The sequence below is a fragment of the Halomonas maura genome (genome assembly GCF_030409305.1).
GTDB classification, from domain to species: Bacteria; Pseudomonadota; Gammaproteobacteria; order Pseudomonadales; family Halomonadaceae; genus Halomonas; species Halomonas maura.
In genome coordinates this window covers 306,911-333,074 of record NZ_JAUFPQ010000023.1, presented here as the reverse complement: position 1 = coordinate 333,074, position 26,164 = coordinate 306,911, and the positions used below count along the sequence as shown (strand labels likewise).

Here is a 26,164-nt window from a genome sequence, read left to right as displayed (position 1 = left end):
GACGACATGACCCCAACCGGACGCCCCAATGCCAATGGTGATCAAGGCGCTCACATCCTGCTGGTGGACGACGACCCCAGTCTGCTCAAGCTGCTGGGCATGCGGCTGCAGAGCCGTGGTTTTCGCGTGACCACCGCGGAGAACGGGCGCGAGGCCCTCAAGCGCCTCGAGGCCGCCCGGCCGGACCTGGTGCTTTCCGACATGCGCATGGACGAGATGGACGGCCTGGCGCTGTTCCAGGAGATCCAGCGCCGCTCGCCGGGCCTGCCGGTGATCATCCTCACCGCCCATGGCTCGATTCCCGATGCCGTCAGCGCCACCCGGCAGGGCGTGTTCGGCTTCTTGACCAAGCCGGTCGACCGTGACGAGCTGTTCGTCACCATCGACGAGGCCCTGGCCCAGACCACCACCGCCAACGGCGAGGGCGATGATGCCTGGCGCTCGGCCATCATCACCCGCAGCCCCGAGATGGAACGTATCCTCGAGCAGGCCCGCATGGTGGCGAGCTCGGACGTCAGCGTGCTGGTCACCGGCCCCTCGGGGTCCGGCAAGGAGTTGCTGGCCGGCGCCATCCACAAGGCCAGCAGCCGCGCCGACAAGCCGTTCGTCGCCATCAACTGCGGCGCGCTGCCGGAGCAGCTGCTCGAGAGCGAGCTGTTCGGCCACTCCAGGGGGGCCTTCACCGGCGCGGTGAGCGAACACCGAGGGCTCTTCCAGGCCGCCGACGGCGGCACCCTGTTCCTCGACGAGATCGGCGACATGCCGCTGCCGCTGCAGGTCAAGCTGCTGCGGGCGCTGCAGGAGCGCCAGATCCGCCCGCTGGGCTCGACCGTCTCGGTGCCCATCGACGTGCGGCTGATCTCGGCCACCCATCGCGACCTGGGCCAGGCCATGCACGATGGCGATTTCCGCGAGGACCTCTTCTACCGGCTCAACGTGGTCAACCTGAAGCTGCCGCCGCTCAAGGAGCGCGCCGAGGACGTGCCGCTGCTGGCCAAGTACCTGGTGGTACAGGCGGCGGCCCGCCACAAGCCCTTCGTCAAGGGCTTCTCCCGGGAGGCCCTGAACCTGCTGGCCTCCAGCTCCTGGCCGGGCAACGTGCGCCAGCTGGTCAACGTGGTGGAGCAGTGCGTGGCGCTGACCAGCTCGGCGATGATTCCCGAGGCGCTGGTGGCCCAGGCCCTGGTGGCCGAGGAGAACGCCCTGCCGACCTTCAACGACGCCCGGGCCGGCTTCGAGCGCAGCTACCTGGTCAAGGTGCTCAAGATCACCGAGGGCAACGTGACCCAGGCGGCGCGCATCGCCGGGCGCAACCGCACCGACTTCTACAAGCTGCTGGCCCGCCACGAGCTCGAGCCCTCGTCCTTCAAGCCCGGAGCGGCCCACAGCGAGGCGTCATGAGGTGAGCGGGCGCCGTCAGTCGGCGGCGTCCTCCCCGGGCAACACCTCCAGGGCCAGCCGGCCCTCGCCGAGGCGCGCCTCCAGGCGCTCCCCGGGCGCGGTGTCCGCCGCCCGGCGGATCACCCGTCCCGCATCGTTCTCGAGGATCGCATAGCCCCGGCCGAGCACCGCCAGGGGGCTGACCGCCTGCAGCTCCCGGGCCAGGGCGGTCAGCCGCTCGCGGTGGCGGGAAAGCTCCCGGGGCATGGCCTGGTGCAGTCGCTGGTGGGCCAGCGCCAGGCGCCGCTCGGCCTGGGCCACCAGGGCCGTCGGCGAGCGCAGCGCCAGTCGCTGGCGCAGCTGGTGCTCGCGCTGCCGGGCCGTCTCGAGCCGGGCGCCCATGGCCCGCGCCAGGCGGCCCTCCAGCTGCTCCAGCTGGCGTCGCCGATAGCCCAGCACCTCGCCGGGATGGCGCAGCCGTGCCCGCAGGTGATCCAGCCGCTGGGCCTCGGTGTCGAGCCGCGCCCGCGCGGCGCGCACCAGGCGCGCCTCCAGCATGCGCAGCCGGGCGAGCAACTCGGCGCGGTCCGGCACCAGCTGCTCCGCCGCCGCCGAGGGCGTGGGGGCCCGCCGGTCGGCGGCGAAGTCGGCCAGGGTGACATCCACCTCGTGACCCACCGCCGACATCACCGGCAGCCGCGAGTGGAAGAGCGCCCGCGCCAGGTGCTCGTCGTTGAAGGCCCACAGGTCCTCCAGGCTCCCCCCGCCGCGCGTGATCAGGATGGCATCGCGCTCCGGATCCAGCGCCGCCTGGCGATTGAGCAGGCCCAGCGCCGCGATCATCGCCGGCGCCGCCTCGCGGCCCTGCACCGGCACCGGGATCAGCGTAACCTGGGCCAGCGGCCAGCGCGCCGCCAGCACCGCCAGCACGTCGCGGATCGCCGCCCCGCTGGGCGAGGTGAGCACCAGCAGGTGGCGCGGGGGGTAGGGCAGCGGCCGGGCGTTGGCGAACACCCCCTCGGCGTCGAGCTTGGCCTTGAGCCGCTCGAAGGCTGCCAGCAGCTCGCCTTCGCCCACCGCCTGCACCGCCTCGGCGATCAGCTGGTAGTCGCCGCGCGGCTCGAACAGCGACACCCGGCCGCGCACCTTGACGTGATCGCCGTCGCGCATCGGCGCGGCGATGAAGCGCGCGCGATTGCGGAACAGCGCGCAGCGCAGCTGGGCCCGCTCGTCCTTGAGGGTGAAGTAGACATGGCCCGACGCCGGCCGCGAGACCCCGGACAGCTCGCCCTCCACCCAGACGTCGCCGACGTCCTGCTCCAGCGCCTGGCGGGCGCGGCGGTTGAGCTCGCTGACGGAAAGGGCGGGGCTGTCGTCGGTCAGCATGGGGAGTCCTAGTCTGGGCTGTGCGGCGCCTCGTACTGTAGCGGACCCTCGTGCGTGAGACTACGCCGGTCGAGGTGCGGCATCATCAGGTAGTTCTATCAGGGCCCATGGCAACTACGGTTGGCTGTCTCCCGAATCATCGCCTTCAACGCCGAGGTGGCCGCCGACAGCGGGTCGCGTCGGCGCATCACTATGCCCAGCTCGCGCCGTATGGTCGGTGCGACCAGTGGCCGCTGTTCGATTCCATCGGTGGCGATCTGGCGGAAACTCAGCGAGGGCAGCACGCCGATGCCCAGCCCCGCCGCCACCATCCGACCCACCGTGGCGATCTGATTGACGTCGCAGAGGATGTCCAGCGGCTGGCCGACCTCCTCCATGATCCGATCTATGTCCTGGCGTACGCTGGACAGCCGGTTGAGCCCGATAAAGGGAAAGCCGGCCAACTGCTCCCACCTCACGCTGGGCTGCCCGAGCATGGGATGCTCCAGCGGGCAGATCATCACGTAGCGGTCGACCACCAGGGGCTCGAACACCAGGTCTTCCGATGCTAGCGGCGGCACCGAGAATCCCAGGTCGGCCCGCCCCTCACGGACCTGCTGGTTGACTTCGTCGGCTAGAACATCATGCAGGCTCAGGTTGATCCGTGGGTAGCGTTCGCGAAAGTCGGCGATGATGCCGGGCAGTAGTCCCGCCGCCAAGGTAGGCAGGGCGGCCAGGGTGATCTTGCCGCGCTGCTTGGAGAACAGCTCGTTGAGGTCCGCGAACGCTTCCTCCCAGTCGTTCAGCAAGCGCAGCGCCACCGGCAGGAAGGCCTCACCTTCCGGCGTCAGCGATAGCTGGCGAGTAGTTCGTGCGAACAGCGGCCCGCCTACCGTCTCCTCAAGCTTGCGAATAGCGATGGACAGCGCTGGCTGCGACAGGTGCACACGCTCGCTGGCTTCGGCCAGGCTTCGTGACCGTGCCACGGCGACGAAGGCCTTGAGTTGCTTGATGCTGGGATTCATTTAAAAAGTTTAAGAGAGATTAAAAACATTTCAATATACAAAATAAAAGAGCGGAGTGAAGCTGCCAAGTGAGGGGGCATCCTCGGGTACCCACCCACAATTCACAACAACAATGGCCCGCCATGCGGGCCATGGAGCCGCTACCATGCACAAGTCGTTCATCTCTGCCCTGGCCGCGGGTATCACCCTGCTCGGCACCGTCGCGACCAGCCATGCCGAAGAGCGTCTGTTGATCGGCTCGACCTCGAGCTCCTCGAGCCATTACAGCTATTTCGTTGCCGTCAACCAGATCATCAACAACCAGGTCGAGGATGTCAGCTCTTCGGTCGCCGAGACCGGAGCCACGGTGGACAACCTGCGCCGACTTAGACGCGATCAGATCGATCTGGGGCTGGTGACTACCAATACCGGCTATCACGCCTATCAGGGCCTCAACGATTTCGATGGTCGTCCCGTCGACAGTCGGTTGCTGTGGGTCTATACGGTGGCACCGCAGAACGTGGTGATGCGCGCCGACGCGGGTGTGACATCGCTGGACGCGCTCGAGGGCGTACGCCTCAATCCCGGCATCACCGGCTCGGCCACCGAGAGCACCACCGAAGCGGTCATGCAGACCCTGGGCATCGCGCCGGACTATGTACGTGGCTCCACCACCGATGTGGTCGATTCGATCAAGGACGGACGCATTGCCGGCTATGTCAAATCCGGCGTCGGCGAGCGTCTGGATGGCTCGACCATGGACATCGCCACCTTCACCCCGATCGAGATCCTGTCGCTCAGCGAGCAGCAGGCGGCAACGCTGCAGGAAAGAATGCCGGATGTCGCCGTCGTCGAGATTCCCGAAGGGGCCGCAGAGGGTGCTCCCGCCTACCGCACTTGGGCCTTTGGCGTCGCCGTGCACGCCAAGCCCGGCCTCGACGAGGAGACCGCCTACCAGATCGTCAAGGCCATCATGGAAACTCCCGAGCCTCAGGCCAATGCCTTCTCTGCGGTGAAAGGGGCTGACATGGCCAAGATGACCCTCGAGGTGGGCAGTGTCCCGCTGCATGCCGGGGCGGCGCGCTATTTCGGGGAGCAGGGTTACGAGATTCCCGAGGCCTTGCAGCCGGCCCAGTAACGCACGCCGAGAGGAGAAACGCATGCGTGAACATCTGACCAAGGGGCTGGCCCTGGCGTTGGGAGGCTTGATCCTCTATACGTCGGCCACCGGGCCCTTCGAGAGCTTAGTCCAGCGCGGGATCTTCCTCGCCCTGGTTCTGCTGCTGGGGCTGACGGTCTATCCCCTGGCGGCCGGCACTCGCTGGCGGCCGCTGGGCCTGGCCGTGGATCTGTGCCTGGCCGTGGGGGCGATCGCGGCTTGCGGCTATGTGGTGTTGAACCATCAGCGCATCCTCGTCGAGCTGCCCTGGGCCACACCTCGGGACATGCTGATGACCGGTGTCCTGCTGGTGGCGATCCTGGAACTGTCACGGCGTGCCATCGGCGCCATCTTTCCGCTGCTGGTCATTGCCGGCCTGGCCTATGCCTACTTCGGGGCTCTGATCCCCGGCAGCCTGGGGCACCGCGGCTTCGACCTGGCCTTCATCACCGAGACGATCTATCTCGGTGACCTGGGAGTGTGGGGCATGCTGGTCGGGGTGGCCGCCACCACCATTGCCGCCTTCGTGATGTTCGGCTGCCTGTTGCTGCACACCGGTGGGGGACAGACCTTCATGGACCTGGCGCTGCGCATCAGCGGGCGCTCGCCGGGCGGTGCCGCCAAGGTGGCCACCGTGGCCTCGGGCCTGTTCGGCATGGTCAGCGGCAGCGCCGTGGCCAATGTCGCCACCACCGGCAACTTCACCATTCCCATGATGAAGCGTCTGGACTATCCGCGCCCCTTCGCTGCCGGCGTCGAGGCAGTGGCGTCCACTGGTGGACAGGTCGCGCCGCCGATCCTCGGTGCGGCGGCCTTCATCATGGCCGAGATCCTCGGCGAGAGTTATGTACGCATCGCCCTGGCAGCCTTGTTGCCGGCCATCCTCTTCTATCTGGGCGTGTTCGTGACGATCCAGCTGGTGGCCCGGCGTCGCGGCCTGCGCGTTGTGCCGGACGACGAGCTGCCTGTATGGCGTGACATCCTGCGTGCCGAGCGCCTGGTGCCGATCCTGGCCGCCCTCGGCGGGCTCTTCTATGGCGTACTCAGCGGCCGGTCGATCCAGACCTCGGCCTTCTTCGGCATCCTGATGACCTTCCTCTCCTTCACCCTGTTCGCCGTGCTGGCCGGGAAAGCGTGGCGCGATATCCTCGCCAAGCTGCTCGCCGGCCTGATGGATGCCGGCAAGGGCATGGTCATCATCGGTGTGCTGCTGGCCGGCGCCCAGATCCTGGTGGCGATGATCGGCATGACCGGCATCGGCGTGACGCTTGCCAGCCTGATCGTCGATCTCGGCGGCCAGTCGTTGTTCCTGGTGGCGGCGATCGTCGGAGGCGTGTGTCTGATCCTGGGCATGGGCATTCCCACCACGGCGGCCTATGTCCTGGTGGCCTCGGTGTTGGCGCCAGCGTTGACCGACATCGGTGTCGAGCCGCTGATCGCCCACCTGTTCGTGTTCTATTTCGCCACCCTGTCGGTGATCACGCCACCGGTGTGCGTGGCGGTGTTCGTCGCCTCGGGGATCGCCCAGACCAACTGGTTGCCGGCGGCGGGTGAGGCCGTGCGGCTTGCTGCGGTGATCTATGTGATCCCCTTCCTGTTGCTGATCTATCCGTCGCTGGCGGGCTTCGGCAGCTGGCTCGACATCGCCCTGGCCGCCTGTCAGGGAGTGGCGTTCGTTCTGGCGTTCGCCGCCTTGATGTCACGGGCGTCCATCACCGGGAGGCGAATCCTGGACGCCGCCGGCTTGCTGTTGGTTGTCGGCCTGGCCTTGACACCGGGATGGCTGACGACCTTCTCCGCCCTGCTGTTCCTGGGAGGGCTGTATGGCCGGCGCCTGATGCTGTCCCGGCGAGACACCGCCGGCGATGGCCTCGTCTCGAATCACGTGTCAGCCGAGGAGAGTCGCTCATGACCTTTCTGATAGGCAGCGGGGCCGGTTTCTCCGGTGACCGCACCGATGCGGCGATCCCGGTGGTCGCCGAACTGATCCGTCGCGGACAGCCCTCCGCCCTGGTCTTCGAGACACTGGGTGAGCGAACCCTCGCCGCGGCGCATCGTGTCATGCGCGACGATCCGGATGCCGGCTATGAGCCGCTGTTGGGCGAGTTATTGTCGCCCGTGCTGCGGGATTGTCTCGACCACGGCATCGCCATCCTCGGCAACTTCGGCGCCGCCAATCCGGCGGGGGCCTGTGACGTGGTCGCGCGACTCGCCGAGCAGGCGGGATATCCTGCGGCGCGGGTCGGCCGGGTGCATGGTGATGATATCCGCGCTCGTCTCGATGGTCTCGATCTCTCCCCCTGGGAGGCCGAGACGCGCGCGTTGCCCCGTGACCAGGCGCTGATTTCGGCCAACGTCTATCTGGGGGCCTCTCCCATGGTACAGGCCCTGGAGCTCGGTGCAGAGGTGGTGGTGACGGGACGGGTCGCCGATCCCGCCCTGTTCCTGGCGCCGTTGATGCATCACTTCGGCTGGGCCTGGAATGACTGGGACCGCCTGGCCGCCGGCATGATGGCAGGCCACCTTGGGGAGTGCGGTGCCCAGGTCTGTGGCGGCTATTTCGCCGATCCCGGCGTCAAGGCGGTGCCCGGTCTGGCGACGCTGGGCTATCCGATCATCGAAGTGGAAGCCGATGGTCGCCTGGTGGTGACCAAGCCACCGGGGACCGGCGGTTGCGTGACCGAACAGACAGTCAAGGAGCAGTTGCTCTATGAGGTACATGATCCGGCCAATTACCTGACACCCGACGTGGTGGTGGACCTCAGCCACGTCAGCGTGCGGCTCCTCGGGACCGATCGTGTCGAGATCAGCGGCATTCGGGGCAAGCCAGCGCCTGAGCGACTCAAGACCACTGTGTGCTACGAAGGGGGCTGGCAGGGCGAGGCCGAGATCTCGTACGCCGGGCCCAACGCCCTGGCGCGGGCTCACCTGGCGGCGGATGTTCTGCGTGAACGCCTGGCGTTTCGTGCCCCACCCGAGCTGCGCAAGCGCCTGGACATCGTGGGCCATGCCAGCGTGTTCGATGATGACGATGGCGAGATGCAACGCCGGCTGCCGGCGGCTGCCGACGGCGACTACCGTCTGAGGCTCGCCGTCGAGCACGCCGAGCGCGCGTGGGTCGAGCGGGCTGCCCAGGAGTTGCTTGCCCTCTATTGTGCCGGCCCTGCCGGCGGTGGCGGGGTACGCCGCCAGTTCCAGCGCCGCGTGTGTACGGCGTCCTATCTGGTCAAGCGCACCGACGTCGAGGCCTTCGCCACCCTGCTTGAGGAAAGCCACCATGCACCACTCGCCAGTTGATCATCCCGTCGATTCCCAAGTCGTCCCGCTGCACCGCCTGGCCCACGCCCGGGCCGGCGACAAGGGGGACCGGCTCAACCTGGCGTTGTTCGCCTATGAGCCACATCACTACGAGACGCTCCTGGCGCAAGTGACCGAAGAGCGGGTGCTGGCCCTGTTCGCCCATCGTGGTGCCAGTCGTGTGCGCCGTTATCCTATGCCTCGCTTGGGGGGCATGAACCTGGTGATCGATGATGTGCTGCAGGGGGGCGTCAACGGCGCCCTGAACCTGGACGGTCATGGCAAGACGCTGTCCTTTCTGCTGTTGGGCATGGAGGTGGCGGTCGGCATTAACGACAGTGAAGTGTCGTAGGATGTGAGGACTCGGTCTGGAGACTGTACAGAAAGGGCGTCTGTTCCTGCTCGAGCTGAGCAAGCCCTTACAGGGAATCCCTATGCCCTCAGGCGCCGGCAGGCGCCCAGCAGCACCGGCATCAGCAGGATCAGCACCGTGATGCGCAGCAGGTGGTGCGAGGTGACGAAGGCCGGGTCGATGCCCAGCGACAGCGCGACCAGGCTCAGCTCGGGCGCCCCGCCCGGCATGTAGGCGAGCAGCGCCGCCGGCAGCGACACCCCCGTCGCGGCGTGGATGGCCCAGGCGGCGAGGATGGCGATCGCCAGCAGGCCCAGCGCCTGGAGCCCGGCCATCACCAGGGTATGGCCGACCCGGGCCAGCGAGGTCCCCGTGAAGCGCACCCCCACCGAGACGCCGATGATCACCTGGGCCAGGGCGATCAGCGTCGGCGGGATGGCGGCGTGGGTCAGCCCGGTCAGGTGCAGCCCCGCCGAGACCAGCGCCGGGCCGAACAGCAGGGCGTTGGGCAGGCGCAGCCGGCGCCCCAGCCAGGCGCCCAGCACGCCGGCGCCGGCCAGCCAGGCCGCATCCCCCGGCGCGGGCAGCCACAGCCACTGGGCCAGGTCCATGCCGCTGGGCTGCAGGCTGACGTGGCCGATGCCGTCGAGCACCGGCGGGATGGCCACCAGCAGCACCAGGATGCGCACCGCATGGGTCATGCCGACCACCCGCAGGTCCGCTCCCGAGTCCAGCGCCATGCCGGTGACCGCCGACACGCCGCCGGGCACCCCGGCATAGAGGGCGGTATCCAGCGAGTGGCCGGCGACCCGCCGCGAGAACCATACCGAGAAGGCCATCATCAGTGCCGTGGTCAGCAGCATCGCGCTCAGGCTGGCGGCCCACAGCGGCAGGTCGCCGGACATCTCCGGGGTGAAGGCCGCGCCGAGCATCACGCCGATCACCACCAGCACGCCCTTGCGGCCCCGACCCGGCGAACGCAGCCGGGCGCCGGCGAGGCTCGCCAGGGTGGTGGCGAACATGGCCCCGAGCAGCCAGGGCAGCGGCACGTCGAGCCAGTAGGCGAGGCCCCCGCCGGCCAGCCCCAGGGTCAGGGTCGGCAGGAAGTGGCCCAGGGCGGCGAGGCGGGCGGTCAGGGTGGCGTGCACGCGGTCGTGACCTCCTGTCGGGTGACCGGGCCGGCGCAGAGGCGGCAGGCCCGGGGAAGGGGCTCAGTGGTGCCCGGTATTCTCGCGCGGCGTGCGGCGCGATAACAGTCTCGGCAGCAGCCAGGGCAGCACCAGCAGCGCGGCGGCGGCAATCCACAGCCCCAGCGAGATGCCGGACTGCCAGAGGATGCCGACGTCGCCGCCGCTGATCGACAGCGCCCGGCGCAGATTCTGCTCCATCAGCCCGCCCAGCACGTAGCCGAGGATCACCGGGGCCAGCGAGAAGCCCAGCTTGCGCAGCAGGTAGCCGAATACGCCGATGATCAGCATCAGGTAGATGGCGGTCAGGTCGGAGTGCAGCTGGTAGACGCCGACGAAGGCCAGGATGGCGATGGCCGGCACCAGCACCCAGCGCGGAATCGTCAGCACCCGGGCGAACACGCCGGCCAGCGGCAGGTTCAAGGCCAGCAGCACGATATTACCGATATACAGCGAGGCGATCAGCCCGCCGGCCACCTCGGGGCGCTCGGTGAACATCATCGGACCCGGGGTGATGTTGTAGAGCATCAGCGCGCCGAGCAGCACGGCGGTGGTGCCGGAGCCGGGAATGCCCAGCGTCAGCATCGGCACGAAGGAGCCCGCCGCCGAGGCATTGTTGGCCGCCTCCGGGGCCGCCAGGCCGCGCATGTCGCCCTTGCCGAAGGTGCCTTCCTTGTCGGAGAGGCGCTTCTCGGTGGTGTAGGACACCGCGCCGGCCACCGAGGCGCCGGTGCCCGGCAGCACGCCGATGATGAAGCCGAGCAGCCCCGAGCGGCCCATGGCGCCCTTGCAGTACATCACTTCCTTGAGGCTGACGAATACGCGACCCAGGGGCGGCATCTCGTCGTTGGCGTCGCGACGGTGGGCGTGCTCGAGCATCAGCAGGATCTCGCTGATCGCGAACAGGCCGATGATCATCACCACGAAGTCGACGCCGTCATAGAGCTCCGGCATGCCGAAGGTGAAGCGCATCACGCCGGTGCCGGAGTCGACGCCCACGGTGGCGATCAGCACGCCCAGCACCGCGCCGATGGCGGTCTTGATCGGGTCCTTGCCCATCATCACCGACATCGACGAGAAGGCGAACACCATCAGCGCGAAGAACTCGGCGGGGCCGAACATCACCGCCACCTCGGCGAGCAGCGGCGCGAACAGCGTCAGGCCGAGGATGGCGATGGTGGCGCCGACGAACGAGCTCACCGCGGAGAGGCCCAGCGCCGGGCCGGCCAGGCCCTTCTTGGCCAGCGGATGGCCGTCCAGGGTGGTCATCACCGCGCCGGCGTCGCCGGGCACGTTGAGCAGGATGCTCGACATCCGGCCGCCGTACTCGGCGCCGGTATAGATGCCGGCCAGCAGGATCAGCGCCGACTCGGCGGGCAGGCCCAGGGTGTAGGCCAGCGGCATCAGGATGGCGATGCCGTTGATCGGCCCGATGCCCGGCAGCGCCCCGAACAGCGTGCCGAGCAGGGCGCCGAGGAAGGCCAGCCCCAGGTTCAGCGGGCTCAGCGCGACGCCGAAGCCCTCGATCAGGAAATCAAACATGGTGGCGCTCCTCTAGATGACGTCGGCCAGCCAGGTGCCGGTGGGCAGGGCGATGCCCAGCGCCTCGGTGAACAGGAAATAGCTGCCCGTGGCCATCAGCGCACCGGTGAGCAGTGCCTTGGGCCAGCTGGCGTCGAACAGCCGGGCCAGGGTTGCCACCACCAGGAAGGAGGCCGGCACGAAGCCCAGGCGAGTGAAGAGCAGCGCATAGGCCAGCAGCAGGCCGAGCACCACTAGCAGCCTCAGCGCCAGGGCGGGGTGCGGCCAGTGGCCGTCCTCGCCGGGCTTGAAGACCAGCACCAGTGCCAGGCCGGCGAGCAGGGCCGCCAGTCCCAGCGGGAAGGCTTTCGGCCCCACGGGCTCGTAGCTGAAAGGGACTTCCAGTTGAAGGGACTGGACGGCGATGAACGCCGCCAGACCGATCAGGGCAAGCCCCAGCAGTCGGTCGGCGGCGATCCTCATTTCAGACCCACTTCTTCGGCCAGTGACTTGAAGTCGGCGACCTGATCCTTCACGTAGGCGTCGAAGTCGTCACCGAAGCGCGACATGGCGAACAGGCCGCGGGCCTCGCGCAGCTCGGCGAACTCGGGGTCCTCGGCGAGGGCCTGCATGCGCTCCACCCAGGCGTCGTAGGCCGCGTCACTGACCGCCGGGCCCATGTAGTAGCCGCGCCAGATCGGCCACTGGACGTCGTAGCCCTGCTCGGCGGCGGTGGGGATCTCGGCGTAGGGCCCGCCCATGCGCTCCTCGGAGAGGGCGGCCAGCACGCGGATCTTGCCGCTCTCCAGCTGGGACTTGAGCTCGGAGAGGTCGCCGGTGAACACCTGGATATGGTCGCCGAGCAGCGCGGCCAGCGCCTCGCCGCCGCCCTCGAAGGCCACGTAGCGCAGCCGGCGCGGGTCGATGTCGCCGGCCTTGGCGGTCAGCGCGGCCTTCATCCAGTCCTGGCTGCCCACCGTGCCGCCGGCGCCGAAGGCGATCTCGCCGGGGGCGTCCTTCAGGTCGGCCATCAGCTCGTCGAGGGTCTGCCAGGGGGCGTCGGCGCTGACCACGATGGCGCCGTAGTCGACGCCCAGGGCGCCCAGCCAGCGCACCTCGTCGGCGTCGTACTGGCCGAACTTGCCGAGCGCCAGGTTGACCGCCGCGCCGGTGCTGGCGGCGACGATCAGGTTCTCGTCGTCGCTGCGCACGCCGTTGACGTGGTTGTAGGCCACGGCGCCGATGCCGCCGGGCATGTAGGTCACCATCATCGGCGCGTCGATGCGCCCGGTCTCCTGCAGGCCGTTGGCCGCCAGGCGGCAGGTCAGGTCGTAGCCGCCGCCGGGCTTGGCGGGGGCGATGCACTCGGTGTCGCCGGCGGCCTGGGCCTGGCCGGCGAACAGGGCGCCGCCGAGCAGGGCGATGCCGGAGGCGTGGCGGATGGCCGTGTTGATCTTCATGACGAACTCCTGTTCTCTTGTTATGTGGGGCGGGCAAGGGCCACGCCCGCCATCGCGTGATGGCCAGGGCGATGCTAGGGCCGCCACCTGTCATCAACCTGTCACCTTCCCGGTCACTCCCTGAGACATTGGTCGTATGCGCCTGCTGGTCATCGAGGACGATGCGCTGATCGCCCGCTCCCTGGAGCAGGCGCTGTCCCCGCTGGGCAATACCGTCGAGGTGTTCACCACCCATGGCGAGGGCGCGGCCGCGCTGCGCCACGACCGCTTCGACCTGGTGCTGCTCGACCTCGGGCTGCCCGATGGCGATGGCCTCGAGCTGCTGGCCGCGCTGCGCGACCGCGGCGACACCACCCCGGTGCTGATCCTCACCGCCCGGGACGCCGTCGACGACCGGGTCAGCGGCCTCGACCACGGCGCCGACGACTACCTGGCCAAGCCGTTCTCACTCGCCGAGCTGGAGGCCCGGGTGCGGGCCCTGCTGCGGCGCAGCCAGCAGCGCAGCGACAACCGCCTGCGCTACGGGCGACTGGCCTTCGACCCGGCGACGGGCACCGCGAGCCTGGACGACACCCCGCTGGCGCTGCCGCGCCGCGAGCTGCTGCTGCTCGAGGGTCTGCTGCTGCACGCCGGCAGCATCGCCCCGCGGGAGGTCCTCGAGCGGCGCCTGTTCGGCTTCGACGAGGTGGGCTCCAATGCCCTGGAGGTCTATGTCAGCCGGCTGCGCAAGCGGCTGTCGGGCACGGGCCTGCAGATCCGCACCTTCCGCGGGCTGGGCTACCGGCTGGAGGACGCCGCCGCGTGATCGAGGTGACCGGCTCGCTCAAGCGCCGCCTGGCGGTGTGGCTGCTGGTCACCGTGACCGGGCTGGGGGCGCTGCTGATGGTCGAGGCCTGGATGAGCACCCGCCGGGCCGCCGAGCGGGCCTTCGACAGCCAGCTCGAGGCCGCCGCCCTGACCATCGCCGAGGCCGTGCAGTGGCAGCAGGGCGAGCCGCTGGTGGAGGTGCCGGCGGCGGCGCTGCAGATCCTCGCCACCCGGCACCAGGAGCGGGTCTTCTACGCCGTGCTCGACGCCGACGGCGAGGCGGTGTCCACCAACCTGCCCTTCGTCATCGAGCCGGCCTGGCGCGAGCGGGTAGCCAGCGCGCCCATGGCGCTCACCGCCCGCCTCGACGGCGCCGCCTGGCGGCTCTACGGCCGCGAGTACGACTCGGCGGGCTGGGTCTCCCAGGAGCCGGTGCAGGTCTGGGTGGGCCATACCCGGGGCGGGCGGGTGGCGCTGGCCGACGAGCTCTTCGAGCGCACCCTGAGCCGCTTCCTGGCCATGGTGCTGCTGGCCGGGGTGCTGATGGCCATGGCCCTGCGCGTGGCCCTGGGCCCGATGCGCCGGCTGCGCCGCCAGCTGCGCCACCGCGACGCCGACGACATGCGCCCGCTGGATGCCCGGGTGCCCGAGGAGATGCGCGAGCTGGCCCAGACCCTCGACCACCTGTTCGCCCGCCAGCGCCAGAGCCGCGAGGCGCTGCTGCGCTTCACCGCCGACGCCAGCCACCAGCTCAAGACGCCGCTGGCCGGGCTGCAGAGCACCAGCGAGCTGGCGTTGCAGAGCGAGGACCCGGCGGACTGGCAGGCGGCCCTGACGGCGGTGCACGAGGGGGCCGGGCGCACCAGCCGCCTGGCCGGCCAGCTGCTGAGCCTGGCCCGCCTGCGCCATATCGGCGAGGCCGGCGAGGTCGACCCCGTGGATCTCGTCGCCGTGCTGCGCGAGACCGCGCTCGACTGGGCCGGGCGCGAGGTGGCGCGCCACCACGACCTGGGCCTCGCCGAGCTGCCCGCCGGCCCGCTGTGGGTGCGCGCCGAGGGCTGGGCGATCCGCGAACTGCTCGGCAACCTGATCGACAACGCCCTGCGCTACACGCCGCCGGGCAGCGTGATCACCCTGGGCGTGGCGGCCCACGGCGATGCGGCGGTGCTGTTCGTCGAGGACGACGGCCCGGGCGTGCCCGCCGCGGCCCGCGAGCGGCTGATGCAGCCCTTCGAGCGCGGCGGGCGCCAGGACACCGACGGCTCCGGGCTGGGGCTGGCGATCGTCGACTCGATCGCCCGGCGGCTCGGCGGGCGGCTGGTGCTGGGCGGGCGCGAGCCCCATGGCCTGGTGGTGACGCTGCACCTGGCCCTGTGCGAGGGGAGGGACGCGCCATGATCGCCGCCCGAGCCTGTCTCGCCCGCCGCCTGGCGGGGCTGGTGGCCCTGGGGCTGGCGCTGGCGATGGTCCCGGGCGGCCCGGCCCGCGCCCAGACGACGCCGCTGGTGGTGGAGGCGGCGCTGGACCGCGAGGTGGTGGCGCCGCTGCTGGCCGCCTTCCGCGCCGCCCATCCCGAGATCGAGCTGGACTTCCGCGACCGCTCGACCCTGGAGGTCGATGCCCGCGTCGCCGCCGGCGAACCGGCCCCGGACGTGGTGATCAGCTCGGCGATGCCCTGGCAGATGGCCCGGGTCAACGAGGGCTACGCGCGGCGCCTGGACACCCCGGCGGCGCGGCGCTGGCCGGCCTGGGCCAAGTGGCGCGACGAGGTATTCGGCTTCACCTTCGAGCCCATCGTCATGGCCTACCGGCTCGACCTGTCGCGGCACATGGTGCCGCCCCAGACCCACGCCGACCTGCACCGCTTGCTGACCACCGAGCCGGCGCGGCTGGCGGGGCGGGTGACCACCTACTCACCGCTGGAGAGCGGCGTCGGCTACACCCTGTTCCAGCAGGACGCCCGCTACACGCCGCGCTTCTGGGACCTGGTGGCCGGCATGGGCCGGGTCGACGCCCGCCTCGAGGGCAGCACCCGGGCCATGCTCGAGGGGCTGAGCGAGGGCCGCTACTGGCTCGGCTACAACCTGCTGGGCTCCTACGCCATGGTCTGGGCCCAGGACCACCCCGAGGTGATCGTGCAGGTGCCCCAGGACTACTCGCTGGTGATGATGCGCATGGCGTTCATCCACCGCGACGCGCCGCATCCCCAGGCCGCCGAGGCCTTCGTCGACTTCCTGCTCGGCCGCGAGGGCCAGCGGGTGCTGGCCGGCGAGACCCCGCTGTTCAGCGTGCGCCCGGATATCGTCGGGCCCTACACGGCGGCGCGGCTGCGCGACCAGGTGGGCGAGCGGCTCTACCCGATTCCGCTCAATGCCTCGCTGCTGGCCTTCGTCGATCCCCAGCGCCGCGAGGCCTTCCTGGCCCGCTGGCGCCGCGAGTTCCGCCGCGACGACTGAGCGCGGCGAGGGCCGCCATGGTTGTCGTCGGCGCCACGCCGCGCGGCGCCCCGCCCCTCGTCACGCCGGCTCCGCTCCCCGGTCGCCCGGTCTCGGCACGGCCCGAGGTGAGGCGTCACGTCGCGGCGCCACCGTGACGCCTGCGGTAATGGCGCTCGACCCGCGCCCGGTTGCCACACACCTCGGTGCGGCACCAGCGGCGTCGACGGGCCTTGGACTGGTCGAGGAACAGCCAGCTGCAGCGAGCGCATTCCTTGAGCCGCGAGAGGCGGCCGTCGTGAAGCAGTGACAGGGCGGCGAGGGCGAGTCGCTCGGGCAGCCGCGGGGCGGCCAGCGCCAGCGTGTCCGGCGCGGCGAGCCGGCTGACGGCGAGGGCCGCGGCCAGGTCGCCGCGTACCGCCTCCCAGGCCAGGGCGTCGGCCTCCCCCCGGGCGATCGAGGCGAAGAGGGCATGCAGGCGCTCGCGCAAGGCGAGCGCCGCCGCCAGTTCCCGGGCGGTACTGGCCGGTGCCCCGTGCGAGGAGATCAGGCCCCGGGCCAGGGCCCAGTCGTCCAGCGCCCGGGCATCCACCAGCCGCTCCTGGGTGCGCGTCTTGCCGCTATCCCCGACGGTGTTGAGGAAGTCGAGGCAGGGATCGCCGGCGATGAAGTCGTGGTCGGTCCAGGGGTGTCGGTCCATGAGCGTGCGGTGCCGGGTGAGGAGATGTCTCGACAGCATAATGCATGAAGTGCTCTTTACAAGTTAGCCTGCCGGGTCTTTACTGGCTAATGCCTGAAATTGATCAAGGGGGTTAGTCGGATGGCGGCATCACGCTCGGGGTTCCAGTTCGAGGGGCAGTTCGTGCATACCGAGGTGGTGGGCGAGGGCCCGCCGCTGGTGGCGATCCATGGCACGCCATTCTCGTCGCGGGTGTGGCGGCACCTGGTACCGCATCTCCGGCATCGACGGCGGGTCCACCTCTTCGACCTGCTGGGCTACGGACGCTCGGCGAAGCGGGCCGGGCAGGACGTCTCGCTGGGCGTGCAGAACCGCCTGTTGGCGGCGCTGTTCGCGCACTGGCGGCTCGAGGCGCCGGACGTGCTGGCCCATGACTTCGGGGGCACCACGGCGTTGCGCGCCCACTTGCTCGATGGCCTGGACTATCGCCGCCTGACCCTGGTGGACCCGGTCGTGCTGTCGCCCTGGGGCTCGCCCTTCGTCCAGCATGTCCGTCGCCACGAGGAGGCCTTCCGCGGCCTGCCGGCCTATCTCCACGAGGCGTTGCTGCGCGCCTACCTGCAGGACGCCGCCTGGCGGCCGCTGTCCGAGGAGGCCCTGGAGACCTATTGCGCCCCCTGGCGGGGCGAGGTGGGGCAGGCGGGGTTCTACCGCCAGATCGCCCAGATGGACCAGCGCTACACCGATGAGATCGCGCCCCTGCTGGCCCGGGTGCGGTGCCCGGTGCAGCTGCTGTGGGGCGAGCGGGACCGCTGGGTGCCCATCGGCCGAGGACGCGAGCTGCAGACCAAGTTGCCCGGCGCGACCCTCACGCCGGTGGCCGAGGCCGGGCACCTGATCCAGGAGGATGCCCCAGAGGCCATCGTCGCCGCGCTGGAGCAGGTGTTGCGTTGATGGGAGGTCGGGGGGAGCGTTATAATGGTGGATTAACTTCACTCCCCCTCCCACCAGCGCACTGGGTGTTGCCGATTATGCTACGTATGGCCCAAGAAGCTCTTACGTTCGATGACGTATTACTCGTACCCGGCTATTCCGAGGTTCTGCCCAAGGACGTCAGCCTCCGGACACGCCTGACCCGCGACCTCTACCTGAACATTCCGCTCGTCTCCGCCGCCATGGATACCGTCACCGAAGCCCGCCTGGCCATCGCCATGGCGCAGGAGGGGGGCATCGGCATCATCCACAAGAACATGACCATCGCGCAGCAGGCCGGTGAGGTGCGCAAGGTCAAGAAGCACGAGAGCGTGATCGTCAAGGACCCGGTCACCGTCGGGCCCAAGGCCAAGCTGGCCGACCTGCTGGCGATGGCCAAGGAATACGGCTTCTCGGGCTTCCCGGTGGTGGAAGGGGAGGCCCTGGTGGGCCTGGTGACCGAGCGCGACATGCGCTTCCAGCCGAACCACGGCGACAGCGTGGCCGACATCATGACGCCCCGCGAGAAGCTGGTCACCGTGACGGTGGGCACGCCGCTGGATGTGATCAAGGGCAAGATGCAGGAGCACCGCGTCGAGAAGATGCTGGTGGTGGACGACGAGTTCCAGCTGCGTGGCCTGGTCACCTTCCAGGACATCGAGAAGGCGCGCACCTTCCCCCACGCCGCCAAGGACGCCGACGGCCGCCTGCTGGCCGGCGCCGCCGTGGGCACCGGCCCGGAGACCCCGGACCGCATCGCCGCCCTGGCCGAGGCCGGCGTCGATGCGATCATCGTCGACACCGCCCATGGCCACTCCAAGGGCGTGATCGACCGCGTGGCCTGGGTGAAGGAGCACTTCCCGCAGATCCAGGTGATCGGCGGCAACATCGCCACCGCCGAGGCGGCCAAGGCCCTCGCGGAAGCGGGCGCCGACGGCGTCAAGGTGGGCATCGGCCCCGGCTCCATCTGCACCACCCGCGTGGTGGCCGGCGTCGGCGTGCCGCAGATCACCGCCGTCTCCAACGTCGCCGAGGCGCTCGCGCCCTACGACATCCCGCTGATCGCCGACGGCGGCATCCGCTACTCCGGCGACCTGGCCAAGGCCGTGGCGGCCGGCGCCAGCGCGGTGATGGTCGGCGGCCTGCTGGCCGGCACCGAGGAGGCCCCGGGCGAGATCGAGCTCTACCAGGGCCGCACCTACAAGGCCTATCGCGGCATGGGCTCGATGGGCGCCATGGCCCAGAACCAGGGCTCCAGCGACCGCTACTTCCAGGACAAGAACGCCGGCGTCGAGAAGCTGGTGCCGGAAGGCATCGAAGGCCGCGTGCCCTACAAGGGCGTGATGGGCGCCATCGTCCATCAGCTGATGGGCGGCCTGCGCGCCTCCATGGGCTATACCGGCTGCCGCGACGTCGAGGAGATGCGCACCCGGCCGGAGTTCGTGAAGATCACCGGGGCGGGCTTCAACGAGTCCCACGTCCACGACGTGCAGATCACCAAGGAAGCCCCCAACTACCGCGCGGGTTAACTCAAGCTTGACGCCGGAAGCTTGAAGCTGGAAGTGGCCGCGCCGCTTCCAGCTTTCGCGTTTTCGGCCCTGTTGCTTCCCAAAGGAAAGGCCAGATGACCGACATTCACGCCCACAAGATCCTGATCCTCGACTTCGGCTCCCAGTACACCCAGCTCATCGCCCGCCGCGTGCGCGAGATCGGCGTCTACTCCGAGATCCGCGCCTTCGACATCACCGAGGAGGAGATCCGCGAGTACCGGCCCAATGGCATCATCCTCGCCGGCGGCCCGGAATCCGTCACCGAGCTGGACTCGCCCCGCGCTCCGCAGTGCGTGTTCGAGCTGGGCCTGCCGGTGCTGGGCATCTGCTACGGCATGCAGACCATGGCCGAGCAGCTCGGCGGTGCCGTGGAGGGCTCCCACAAGCGCGAGTTCGGCTACGCCCAGGTGCGCATCGACGAGGAGACGGCGCTGTTCAAGGACATCGCCGACCACATCGACCCCGAGACCGGCAAGAGCCTGCTCGACGTGTGGATGAGCCACGGCGACAAGGTGGCCCGGGTGCCCGACGCCTTCACCGTGACCGCCTCCACCCCGAGCTGCCCGATCGCCGCCATGGCCTGGGAAGACAAGCGCTTCTACGGAGTGCAGTTCCACCCCGAGGTGACCCACACCCTGCAGGGCCAGCGCATCCTCGAGCACTTCGTGCTCGACGTCTGCGGCAGCGAGCGCAACTGGACCCCGGCGCAGATCATCGAGGACCAGATCAATCGGGTGCGCGAGCAGGTGGGCGACCGCCACGTGCTGCTCGGCCTCTCCGGCGGCGTCGACTCCTCGGTGGTGGCGGCGCTGCTGCACAAGGCCATCGGCGAGCAGCTGACCTGCGTGTTCGTCGACAACGGCCTGCTGCGCAAGGCCGAGGGCGACCAGGTGATGGAGACCTTCGCCAAGCACATGGGCGTGCGGGTGATCCGCGTGGACGCCGAGGACCTGTTCCTCGACAAGCTCGAGGGCGAGGCCGACCCCGAGGCCAAGCGCAAGATCATCGGCAACACCTTCATCGACGTGTTCGACAGCGAGGCCGCCAAGATCGAGGGCGTGGACTTCCTGGCCCAGGGCACCATCTACCCGGACGTGATCGAGTCCGCCGCCGCCAAGACCGGCAAGGCGCACGTCATCAAGTCCCACCACAACGTCGGCGGGCTGCCCGAGACCATGAAGCTCAAGCTGGTCGAGCCGCTGCGCGAGCTGTTCAAGGACGAGGTGCGCAAGCTCGGCGTCGAGCTCGGCCTGCCCTACGACATGGTCTACCGCCACCCCTTCCCGGGGCCGGGCCTCGGCGTGCGCATCCTCGGCGAGGTGAAGAAGGAATACGCCGACATCCTGCGCGAGGCCGACGCCATCTTCATCGAGGAGCTGCACAACGCCGGCTGGTATCACAAGACCAGCCAGGCCTTCGCCGTCTTCCTGCCGGTCAAGTCGGTGGGCGTGGTCGGCGACGGCCGCCGCTACGAGTGGGTGATCGCCTTGCGCGCCGTGGAGACCATCGACTTCATGACCGCGCGCTGGGCGCACCTGCCCTACGAGCTGCTGGAGACCGTCTCCAACCGCATCATCAACGAGATCAGCGGCGTCTCGCGGGTGACCTACGACGTCTCCTCCAAGCCGCCCGCGACCATCGAGTGGGAGTGAGCGACGCGCTGCCGGCCATTAGCCGGTAGGCTTCGAGAGGCCACTCGAGAAATCGGGTGGCCTTTTCCTTGGTTCGTCCTATGCCGCTTGATGCGGGGGAAGAGATGGTCAGCGACGCAGAGATCATGGCCGAGGCGTTGGCCTTTGCCAGGCGGAACAGGCAGCGAATCGCCCGGGAGCGGACGGATCGGGAGCGTTTTTCACCTGAAGAGCATCCCGTATCGATCTTCATGGCGGGGTCGCCCGGAGCGGGCAAGACAGAGATATCCAAGGAGTATGTTGCCGCCCTCGATGAGCTTAGGGAAGAAGGCGTGGATGGCCTGGGCAACATACTGCGCATCGATCCCGACGACCTGCGGGAGGAGCTGCCGGGGTACACCGGCGACAACTCCTGGCTGTTCCAGCGGGCCGTGTCGATCCTGGTGGAGAGAATCCATGACCTGATGCTGAAGCAGCGTCAGTCGTTCATTCTCGATGGGACGCTGGCCAGCCTCGACGTGGCTCGAAAGAACATCGAACGTTCGCTGAATAAAGACAGGGATGTGCAGATATTCTTTGTCTATCAGCATCCTAGCCTCGCGTGGCAGTTTGTCCGCGGCCGTGAAGAGGTCGAGGGCAGGAATATTCCCCTCGATACCTTCATCCGCCAGTTTCTGGACGTTCAGGACGTTGTGCGACGAATCAAGCAGGAATACGGTGATCGTGTGATACTGGACATGATTGTCAAGAACAACGATGGTACGAGCCAGCTCTGGGAGACGGATATCGACTCGATTGATGCCTATCTGCCCGAGCGCTACACTCGTGAGCAGTTGGATAGCCTGCTCGTAGGTGAGGATGGAGCATGAAAGAACACGTCGCCAAGTCGACCCCCTTGACCCATTTTGCGCGTAATGCGTCTGCGGAACAGAAGCAGGCGGTGCGTAAAAAGGTGATCAACAACGCCATCGCTCGCCAGAAGCGCGTCCTCGAACAGGCCAAGGAACAGCGCTGACGGTGACCATTGCGCTGGTCTCAACATGAGATGAGTCCACAGGAACCCGCCACACGGCGGGTTTTTTGCGTCTTCAGAGGCCTCCCAGCTACCTTGCTTGCTCAGATCTCGCCGCGACCCTGCCCAGACGCCCCATGCCGCCCATCACGCGCTCCTCGCGACGGTGATCGCCCTGCGCGCCGTGGAGACCATCGACTTCATGACCGCCCGCTGGGCGCACCTGCCCTACTGGCTGCTGGAGACCCTCTCCAACCGCATCATCAACGAGATCAGCGGCGTCTCGCGGGTGACCTACGACGTCTCCTCCAAGCCGCCCGCGACCATCGAGTGGGAGTGAGCGAGAGAGCAGGGCGAATGAGAGGCGCCTAGCTCGTCGGTATCACTCGTGTCAGACGAAAGCCTGCCTTTACCGGCAGGCTTTTTTGTTGCTATACGTTACTAGGCAAAGGTTAACTATGCTGAAGGCTCTAAGGCAGTGGCCGATAGAAAGTAGAAGCAGAGAACAATGCGTAGGGCGTCGCAGGGAGAGGATGTTATCCCCGGACGGTAGTGTGACTGGATGCGTAAACCCATCAGTTGTTCACGGGAATCGTTTTTCTTGGGATTTTCCGCAGAGCTTAATGTGTCTGTTTGCTGACAGTTGATATTTTTATTTCGAAAACAAAAAGCTGAAAAATGTCCGCTTTCGACCCAAAGCGGTAATTAGCCGTTCAAAATAAAGGACCTGATTTTTTATTCATTATGGTGTTTATTTGATAGATTCCAGTGACAAGGGGAGTGATAGTCAAGAAGTACATAAACTCTACCAGGGAGTTGGTTTTCATCAAAGATGGATTTGTGATAGGTTTCGAATATCCACTTTATGATGCGCTTCCAAGGAATGCTATCCTTAACTTTAAATCCAGGGAAGGTTGGTCATGAAAATAAGAAAGATTCTTGAAATTAAAAGCGTAGGAATATATAGGAATTTTGAATGGCATGATGGCCTTCCAAGCTTTTCAGACTTTAATCTGATATATGGCTGGAATTATAGCGGAAAAACCACTCTGTCACGGATTTTTGATGCTCTGGGTAAGCCTCAAAAAAATCCCTCACTGCGTGGTTTTTTTAAAGTTGAAGATGAAGATGGGGTTGTTTATAGCTCTAATGCTACTGAATCTCCATATAACTGCAAAGTTTTTAACCGTGACTTCATTGATAGGAACTTTCAGCAAGAGCATAATGCGCCTGCTGTATTTGTCGTTGGCGATGATGCAAATAGGCTGCATAAAAAAATACTTCGTCTTGAAGAGCATAAATCTCATGTTGGGCGTATTGCATCAGACTTGGAAAGAAAGAAGGTTGACTGGGAAAGGCGTGTTAACGAAGGGTTGAAGCGGAACGAGGCACGCTCCATCGGAGAACTGGTTTCAGACAGGAATTTTAACAGACGAAGTTTGGATGATTTGCTTTTTCAGGTCAAGGGCTCATTGGATGAGTATATCCTGGAGGATTCTGAATTTGATGCCTGCAAGGCTACAGCAAACAGTAATGATCAGTTCGTTGAACAAAAGAATTTTTCTATTCCAAATGTAAGCATCGATAGGATGGCTGAAGAAGTCGAAGAACTGATTGGACAAACTGCCTCCAATAATGCGATCGAACGCTTACAGAAGGATCCAAAACTAGAAGCTTGGGTCAGGAGTGGGCGTGAGCTCCATTCTGAAGGCGATGAATGTGGTTTTTGCGGTAATAAGATTGATGCCAGACGTTTTGATTTGCTGAAGGGTCATTTTTCAACAGAGTACGAAGCACTGGTTAATGAAATTGAAAGAAAGATAGATTCTTTTCGTAGGTTGGAAATAAAGGTCACTCTTCCTGAGAGTGCTCATTTGATTCCCTCGGTTCGAGAAGAGTGCTCCAAGGTTAAAGAAAGAATTATTCCTTATGCTGAATGCTGTGGAAAGATCATCCCAATGCTAGTTGAGTTGTTAGAAAGAAAAATCTCTAGCATCGAAACCTCGCAGGCACTTCCTCAGATAATTGTAGATACTCTAAATGAGGTCGAGCCATATTCTCATTCAGATCTATCCCAAGAAGTCAGAAATGTACTTCAGATGCATAATAGCCAGATCAGCGACATGGAAGAAACCAAAGCGCAGGCTAGAGATAGGCTAAAAAAGCACTCAGCAGCTAGATTCTGTAGAGATAGCGATATTCTTTATGAAGAGAGTTTGTACAAGGAAATCAAAGAAAATCAGAAAAAATCCGAAGTGTTGAATTACAAGATACAAGGAAAAATCAATGACCTGGAAAAGGAGGTTAAAAGGTATTCTGTTGCAGTTGCAAAGTTGAACGAATTGATTGGTGTGATCCTTTATGGTAGAAATATCAGTGCAGTGCAACTGAGCGAAAGTGAATTTGAATTCCAGAGGGGGACTGAAAAAGCAGTAAATCTTAGTGATGGGGAGCGTACGGCTATAGCCTTTTCTTACTTCCTTCTGACTATTGAGGAGGGGGGGAATGATCCGGACGGAACAATTATATTTGTTGATGACCCGATTTCAAGTTTAGATTCTAACCATATTTATTCGATTTTTTCATTGATTACTAATCGGTTGAAAGGGAAATGCAAACAGCTTTTCGTCTCGACTCACAATTATGAATTTCTTAACTTTCTTAAAGATGAGTCTCTTAATGGTAAGAGGAATTTCAAGGCTGGGTGTTCAGGATACCTTGCTCAAAGGGCTCATGATGAACAGGGCGAACCGTTTGCTAAGTTGACTGAAATGCCCATTGAGCTTAGAAGATTTAAGTCTGAATATCAATTTTTATTTTCATTACTCTACAATTTTTCTTCTTCTGAGGACGCTACGCTTCACGAAGCGTATACCTCTCCAACAATACTCCGAAAATTTTTAGAAACTTATTTGGGGTTCAGGAATCCAGCCGCCGGAAGGTGGTCGGACAAACTAAATATTCTTTTTGAAAATGAAGTGGAGCGCAAAGAGATTGCCAAGTTTGCCGACGATGCTTCACACTTGCAGAGTCTAAAACAAGCTGTAGAGCACGGCGAGTATATTTCATCAGCGCAAAGCATAGTGCACAAAGTTTTTAATGCTCTAGAACAGAGAGACAATGCTCATTTTTTGGGGCTAACGAATCTCATGGAGAGGTGAACACCTTTTGTTGATCTATGCATGTATAAGAATTAAGGTAGAGCGCCATCTATGTTGATAATTTTCACGGTAGGTGCGTAGGCTATGAAGAAGCGGGAAGACAAAAAGGATTTCTACGATCTAGTGCACAAGGAATATGTGTTGATGCATCAGTTCGGGAGTCCGCGACGATTGAGAGATATGTTTAGGAAGGCGAGAGACTCTTATGAGCAAAATTATATTTATTCGCTTTTATGTAATGACAGCTATGGTGTTTGCAGATACATAAAAACAAAAGATCTTTTTTCTGTTGATAAAAATAAGCTTGACCCAGGAATCGAGAATAATATAGAGCTGCTATCAAAATCATTTAATCATTACAAGTACGTACCTAAGGGTTTGGATTTGTCTCATGGCGGGAAGTTTGGATATATTTATATCTTGAAGAATAAGTCAATGCCGGGGCTCTTGAAGATAGGTTATACTTGTGGCTCTGCATTTGAACGAGCAAGCCAACTGTCTAATACGTCTGTTGCCTATCGTTTCGAAGTCTGCTATTTAGCTAGGGTTAGAAAGCCCGATATGGTTGAAAAAGAAGTGCATCAGGTGCTAGACATATATAGAGTGCGTGGGGATAGAGAGTTTTTTGAGGTTAGCCTTGAAAAGGCAGTTGATGTTATTGAGTCATGCGCGCCTTACTTAAAAAAGCAAGACTCAAGTCAGAAGTTTTTTTAATAAAAGTGCGTAGGGATGGATGTTTTACGCATGGGTTAAAGAGAGTGTAGTTTTTCTATTCTTACATGTGCCACGATATAAGTAAAACACTTGCTTCATGTCTGCTTTTGGCCGATTCCTGACTTTCAGGCAACCATGAAAAGCATGCGCAGTGCCTCTATTATGCTATGCATCCAGTGCGCTTTCGAAAGCGGAGGAGACGATGGCCTTCCACAATCCAGATCCGAAAATTCGGGCAGTGGAGCAGCGCAATGCCCGATTGCGGGCCGATCTGTTTGCCAGGCTGTTTGGCGGTGCGTGGCGTAGACTTCGCAAGGGCGCCCTACGACTGTCGAGGGTGCGATACCGCCGACGTCGCCATCGGCCTCGGTCCTGACCAACGGCCTGGCCTCTGCAGTGCTGTTTGCGGGAGAAAGGCGCCACAATGGGGCAAGGGATAATTGGGGATAGCCCCCATTTTCTCCTGGAGCGAAAAAGG

Annotated in this window: 22 protein-coding genes and 1 pseudogene; 16 read left to right on the top strand and 7 right to left on the bottom strand. The window is 64.9% G+C overall.

Annotated features, from left to right (window positions below):
* Positions 1–6: 6 nt before the first annotated feature.
* The gene (gene glrR, locus QWY76_RS16220) at positions 7–1,401 is read left to right on the top strand and encodes a two-component system response regulator GlrR (RefSeq protein WP_290312361.1); all 1,395 of its coding nucleotides are present in this window, start codon (positions 7–9) and stop codon (positions 1,399–1,401) included.
* 15 nt (positions 1,402–1,416) lie between these two features.
* Here glrR and xseA read toward each other — a convergent pair whose 3' ends face one another.
* Both xseA and QWY76_RS16210 read right to left on the bottom strand, forming a co-directional pair.
* On the bottom strand, positions 1,417–2,766 hold the full coding sequence (gene xseA / locus QWY76_RS16215; protein ID WP_290312360.1) for an exodeoxyribonuclease VII large subunit: 1,350 nt from the start codon (positions 2,764–2,766) through the stop codon (positions 1,417–1,419).
* Between the two features lie 98 nt (positions 2,767–2,864).
* A complete protein-coding gene (locus QWY76_RS16210; protein WP_290312359.1) occupies positions 2,865–3,770 on the bottom strand; it encodes a LysR family transcriptional regulator in 906 nt (301 codons plus the stop codon).
* A 145-nt stretch (positions 3,771–3,915) separates the two neighbouring features.
* Between QWY76_RS16210 and QWY76_RS16205 the strand changes: the two genes are divergently transcribed.
* From QWY76_RS16205 to QWY76_RS16190, 4 genes are read left to right on the top strand one after another with little or no spacing between them, the layout of a single operon-like run.
* Entirely contained in the window at positions 3,916–4,887 is a 972-nt protein-coding gene (locus QWY76_RS16205; protein WP_290312358.1) for a TAXI family TRAP transporter solute-binding subunit, read from the top strand.
* Positions 4,888–4,909: 22 nt separating this feature from the next.
* Complete coding sequence (locus QWY76_RS16200; protein WP_290312356.1) at positions 4,910–6,820, top strand: TRAP transporter permease; 1,911 nt, start codon at positions 4,910–4,912, stop codon at positions 6,818–6,820.
* On the top strand, positions 6,817–8,205 hold the full coding sequence (locus QWY76_RS16195) for an acyclic terpene utilization AtuA family protein (protein WP_290312355.1): 1,389 nt from the start codon (positions 6,817–6,819) through the stop codon (positions 8,203–8,205). The genes QWY76_RS16200 and QWY76_RS16195 overlap by 4 nt, the downstream gene beginning before the upstream one ends.
* The gene (locus tag QWY76_RS16190; RefSeq protein WP_290312354.1) at positions 8,186–8,557 is read left to right on the top strand and encodes an AtuA-related protein; all 372 of its coding nucleotides are present in this window, start codon (positions 8,186–8,188) and stop codon (positions 8,555–8,557) included. Before QWY76_RS16195 ends, QWY76_RS16190 begins: the two co-directional genes overlap by 20 nt.
* Before the next feature lie 80 nt (positions 8,558–8,637).
* Here the strand turns inward: QWY76_RS16190 and QWY76_RS16185 are convergent, their stop codons facing one another.
* The 4 genes from QWY76_RS16185 to QWY76_RS16170 form a co-directional block, all read right to left on the bottom strand.
* Positions 8,638–9,705 carry an AbrB family transcriptional regulator gene (locus QWY76_RS16185; RefSeq protein WP_290312353.1) on the bottom strand — a complete coding sequence of 356 codons (1,068 nt, stop codon included), beginning with the start codon at positions 9,703–9,705 and terminating at the stop codon, positions 8,638–8,640.
* Positions 9,706–9,768: 63 nt separating this feature from the next.
* The gene (locus tag QWY76_RS16180; RefSeq protein WP_290312352.1) at positions 9,769–11,286 is read right to left on the bottom strand and encodes a tripartite tricarboxylate transporter permease; all 1,518 of its coding nucleotides are present in this window, start codon (positions 11,284–11,286) and stop codon (positions 9,769–9,771) included.
* A 12-nt stretch (positions 11,287–11,298) separates the two neighbouring features.
* Positions 11,299–11,748, bottom strand: coding sequence for a tripartite tricarboxylate transporter TctB family protein (locus QWY76_RS16175; protein WP_290312351.1), 450 nt, complete (start codon positions 11,746–11,748; stop codon positions 11,299–11,301).
* A complete protein-coding gene (locus QWY76_RS16170) occupies positions 11,745–12,725 on the bottom strand; it encodes a Bug family tripartite tricarboxylate transporter substrate binding protein (protein WP_290312350.1) in 981 nt (326 codons plus the stop codon). The genes QWY76_RS16175 and QWY76_RS16170 overlap by 4 nt, the downstream gene beginning before the upstream one ends.
* A 136-nt stretch (positions 12,726–12,861) precedes the next feature.
* Between QWY76_RS16170 and QWY76_RS16165 the strand changes: the two genes are divergently transcribed.
* Genes QWY76_RS16165 through QWY76_RS16155 form a run of 3 tightly spaced genes read left to right on the top strand, consistent with a single transcriptional unit; the run spans position 12,862 to position 15,988 of the window.
* The gene (locus QWY76_RS16165) at positions 12,862–13,530 is read left to right on the top strand and encodes a response regulator (RefSeq protein WP_290312349.1); all 669 of its coding nucleotides are present in this window, start codon (positions 12,862–12,864) and stop codon (positions 13,528–13,530) included.
* The gene (locus QWY76_RS16160) at positions 13,527–14,930 is read left to right on the top strand and encodes a sensor histidine kinase (RefSeq protein WP_290312348.1); all 1,404 of its coding nucleotides are present in this window, start codon (positions 13,527–13,529) and stop codon (positions 14,928–14,930) included. The genes QWY76_RS16165 and QWY76_RS16160 overlap by 4 nt, the downstream gene beginning before the upstream one ends.
* Complete coding sequence (locus tag QWY76_RS16155) at positions 14,927–15,988, top strand: ABC transporter substrate-binding protein (RefSeq protein WP_290312347.1); 1,062 nt, start codon at positions 14,927–14,929, stop codon at positions 15,986–15,988. The genes QWY76_RS16160 and QWY76_RS16155 overlap by 4 nt, the downstream gene beginning before the upstream one ends.
* A gap of 115 nt (positions 15,989–16,103) precedes the next feature.
* Here the strand turns inward: QWY76_RS16155 and QWY76_RS16150 are convergent, their stop codons facing one another.
* Positions 16,104–16,667, bottom strand: a complete 564-nt coding sequence (locus tag QWY76_RS16150) for a CGNR zinc finger domain-containing protein (protein WP_290312346.1) — start codon at positions 16,665–16,667, stop codon at positions 16,104–16,106.
* Between the two features lie 120 nt (positions 16,668–16,787).
* On the opposite strand from QWY76_RS16150, the gene QWY76_RS16145 reads away from it, so the two are divergent.
* The 8 genes and pseudogenes from QWY76_RS16145 to QWY76_RS16110 all read left to right on the top strand — a co-directional run bounded on the left by QWY76_RS16145 (position 16,788) and on the right by QWY76_RS16110 (position 25,686).
* Positions 16,788–17,600: an alpha/beta fold hydrolase gene (locus QWY76_RS16145; protein ID WP_290312345.1), complete on the top strand. Its 813-nt coding sequence runs from the start codon at positions 16,788–16,790 to the stop codon at positions 17,598–17,600.
* A 77-nt stretch (positions 17,601–17,677) separates the two neighbouring features.
* A complete protein-coding gene (gene guaB / locus QWY76_RS16140; protein ID WP_290312344.1) occupies positions 17,678–19,147 on the top strand; it encodes an IMP dehydrogenase in 1,470 nt (489 codons plus the stop codon).
* Between the two features lie 95 nt (positions 19,148–19,242).
* Entirely contained in the window at positions 19,243–20,820 is a 1,578-nt protein-coding gene (gene guaA / locus QWY76_RS16135) for a glutamine-hydrolyzing GMP synthase (RefSeq protein ID WP_290312343.1), read from the top strand.
* Between the two features lie 56 nt (positions 20,821–20,876).
* A complete protein-coding gene (locus tag QWY76_RS16130) occupies positions 20,877–21,668 on the top strand; it encodes a zeta toxin family protein (RefSeq protein WP_290312342.1) in 792 nt (263 codons plus the stop codon).
* Positions 21,665–21,814 (top strand): hypothetical protein, encoded by a 150-nt coding sequence (locus QWY76_RS16125; protein ID WP_290312341.1) that lies wholly within the window; start codon positions 21,665–21,667, stop codon positions 21,812–21,814. Before QWY76_RS16130 ends, QWY76_RS16125 begins: the two co-directional genes overlap by 4 nt.
* A 163-nt stretch (positions 21,815–21,977) precedes the next feature.
* Positions 21,978–22,151: pseudogene (locus QWY76_RS16120) on the top strand (GMP synthase (glutamine-hydrolyzing)); the annotation flags it as partial.
* 580 nt (positions 22,152–22,731) lie between these two features.
* Positions 22,732–24,972 (top strand): AAA family ATPase, encoded by a 2,241-nt coding sequence (locus tag QWY76_RS16115; protein ID WP_290312340.1) that lies wholly within the window; start codon positions 22,732–22,734, stop codon positions 24,970–24,972.
* A gap of 84 nt (positions 24,973–25,056) precedes the next feature.
* On the top strand, positions 25,057–25,686 hold the full coding sequence (locus QWY76_RS16110) for a GIY-YIG nuclease family protein (protein WP_290312339.1): 630 nt from the start codon (positions 25,057–25,059) through the stop codon (positions 25,684–25,686).
* The last annotated feature ends 478 nt before the right edge of the window (positions 25,687–26,164 follow it).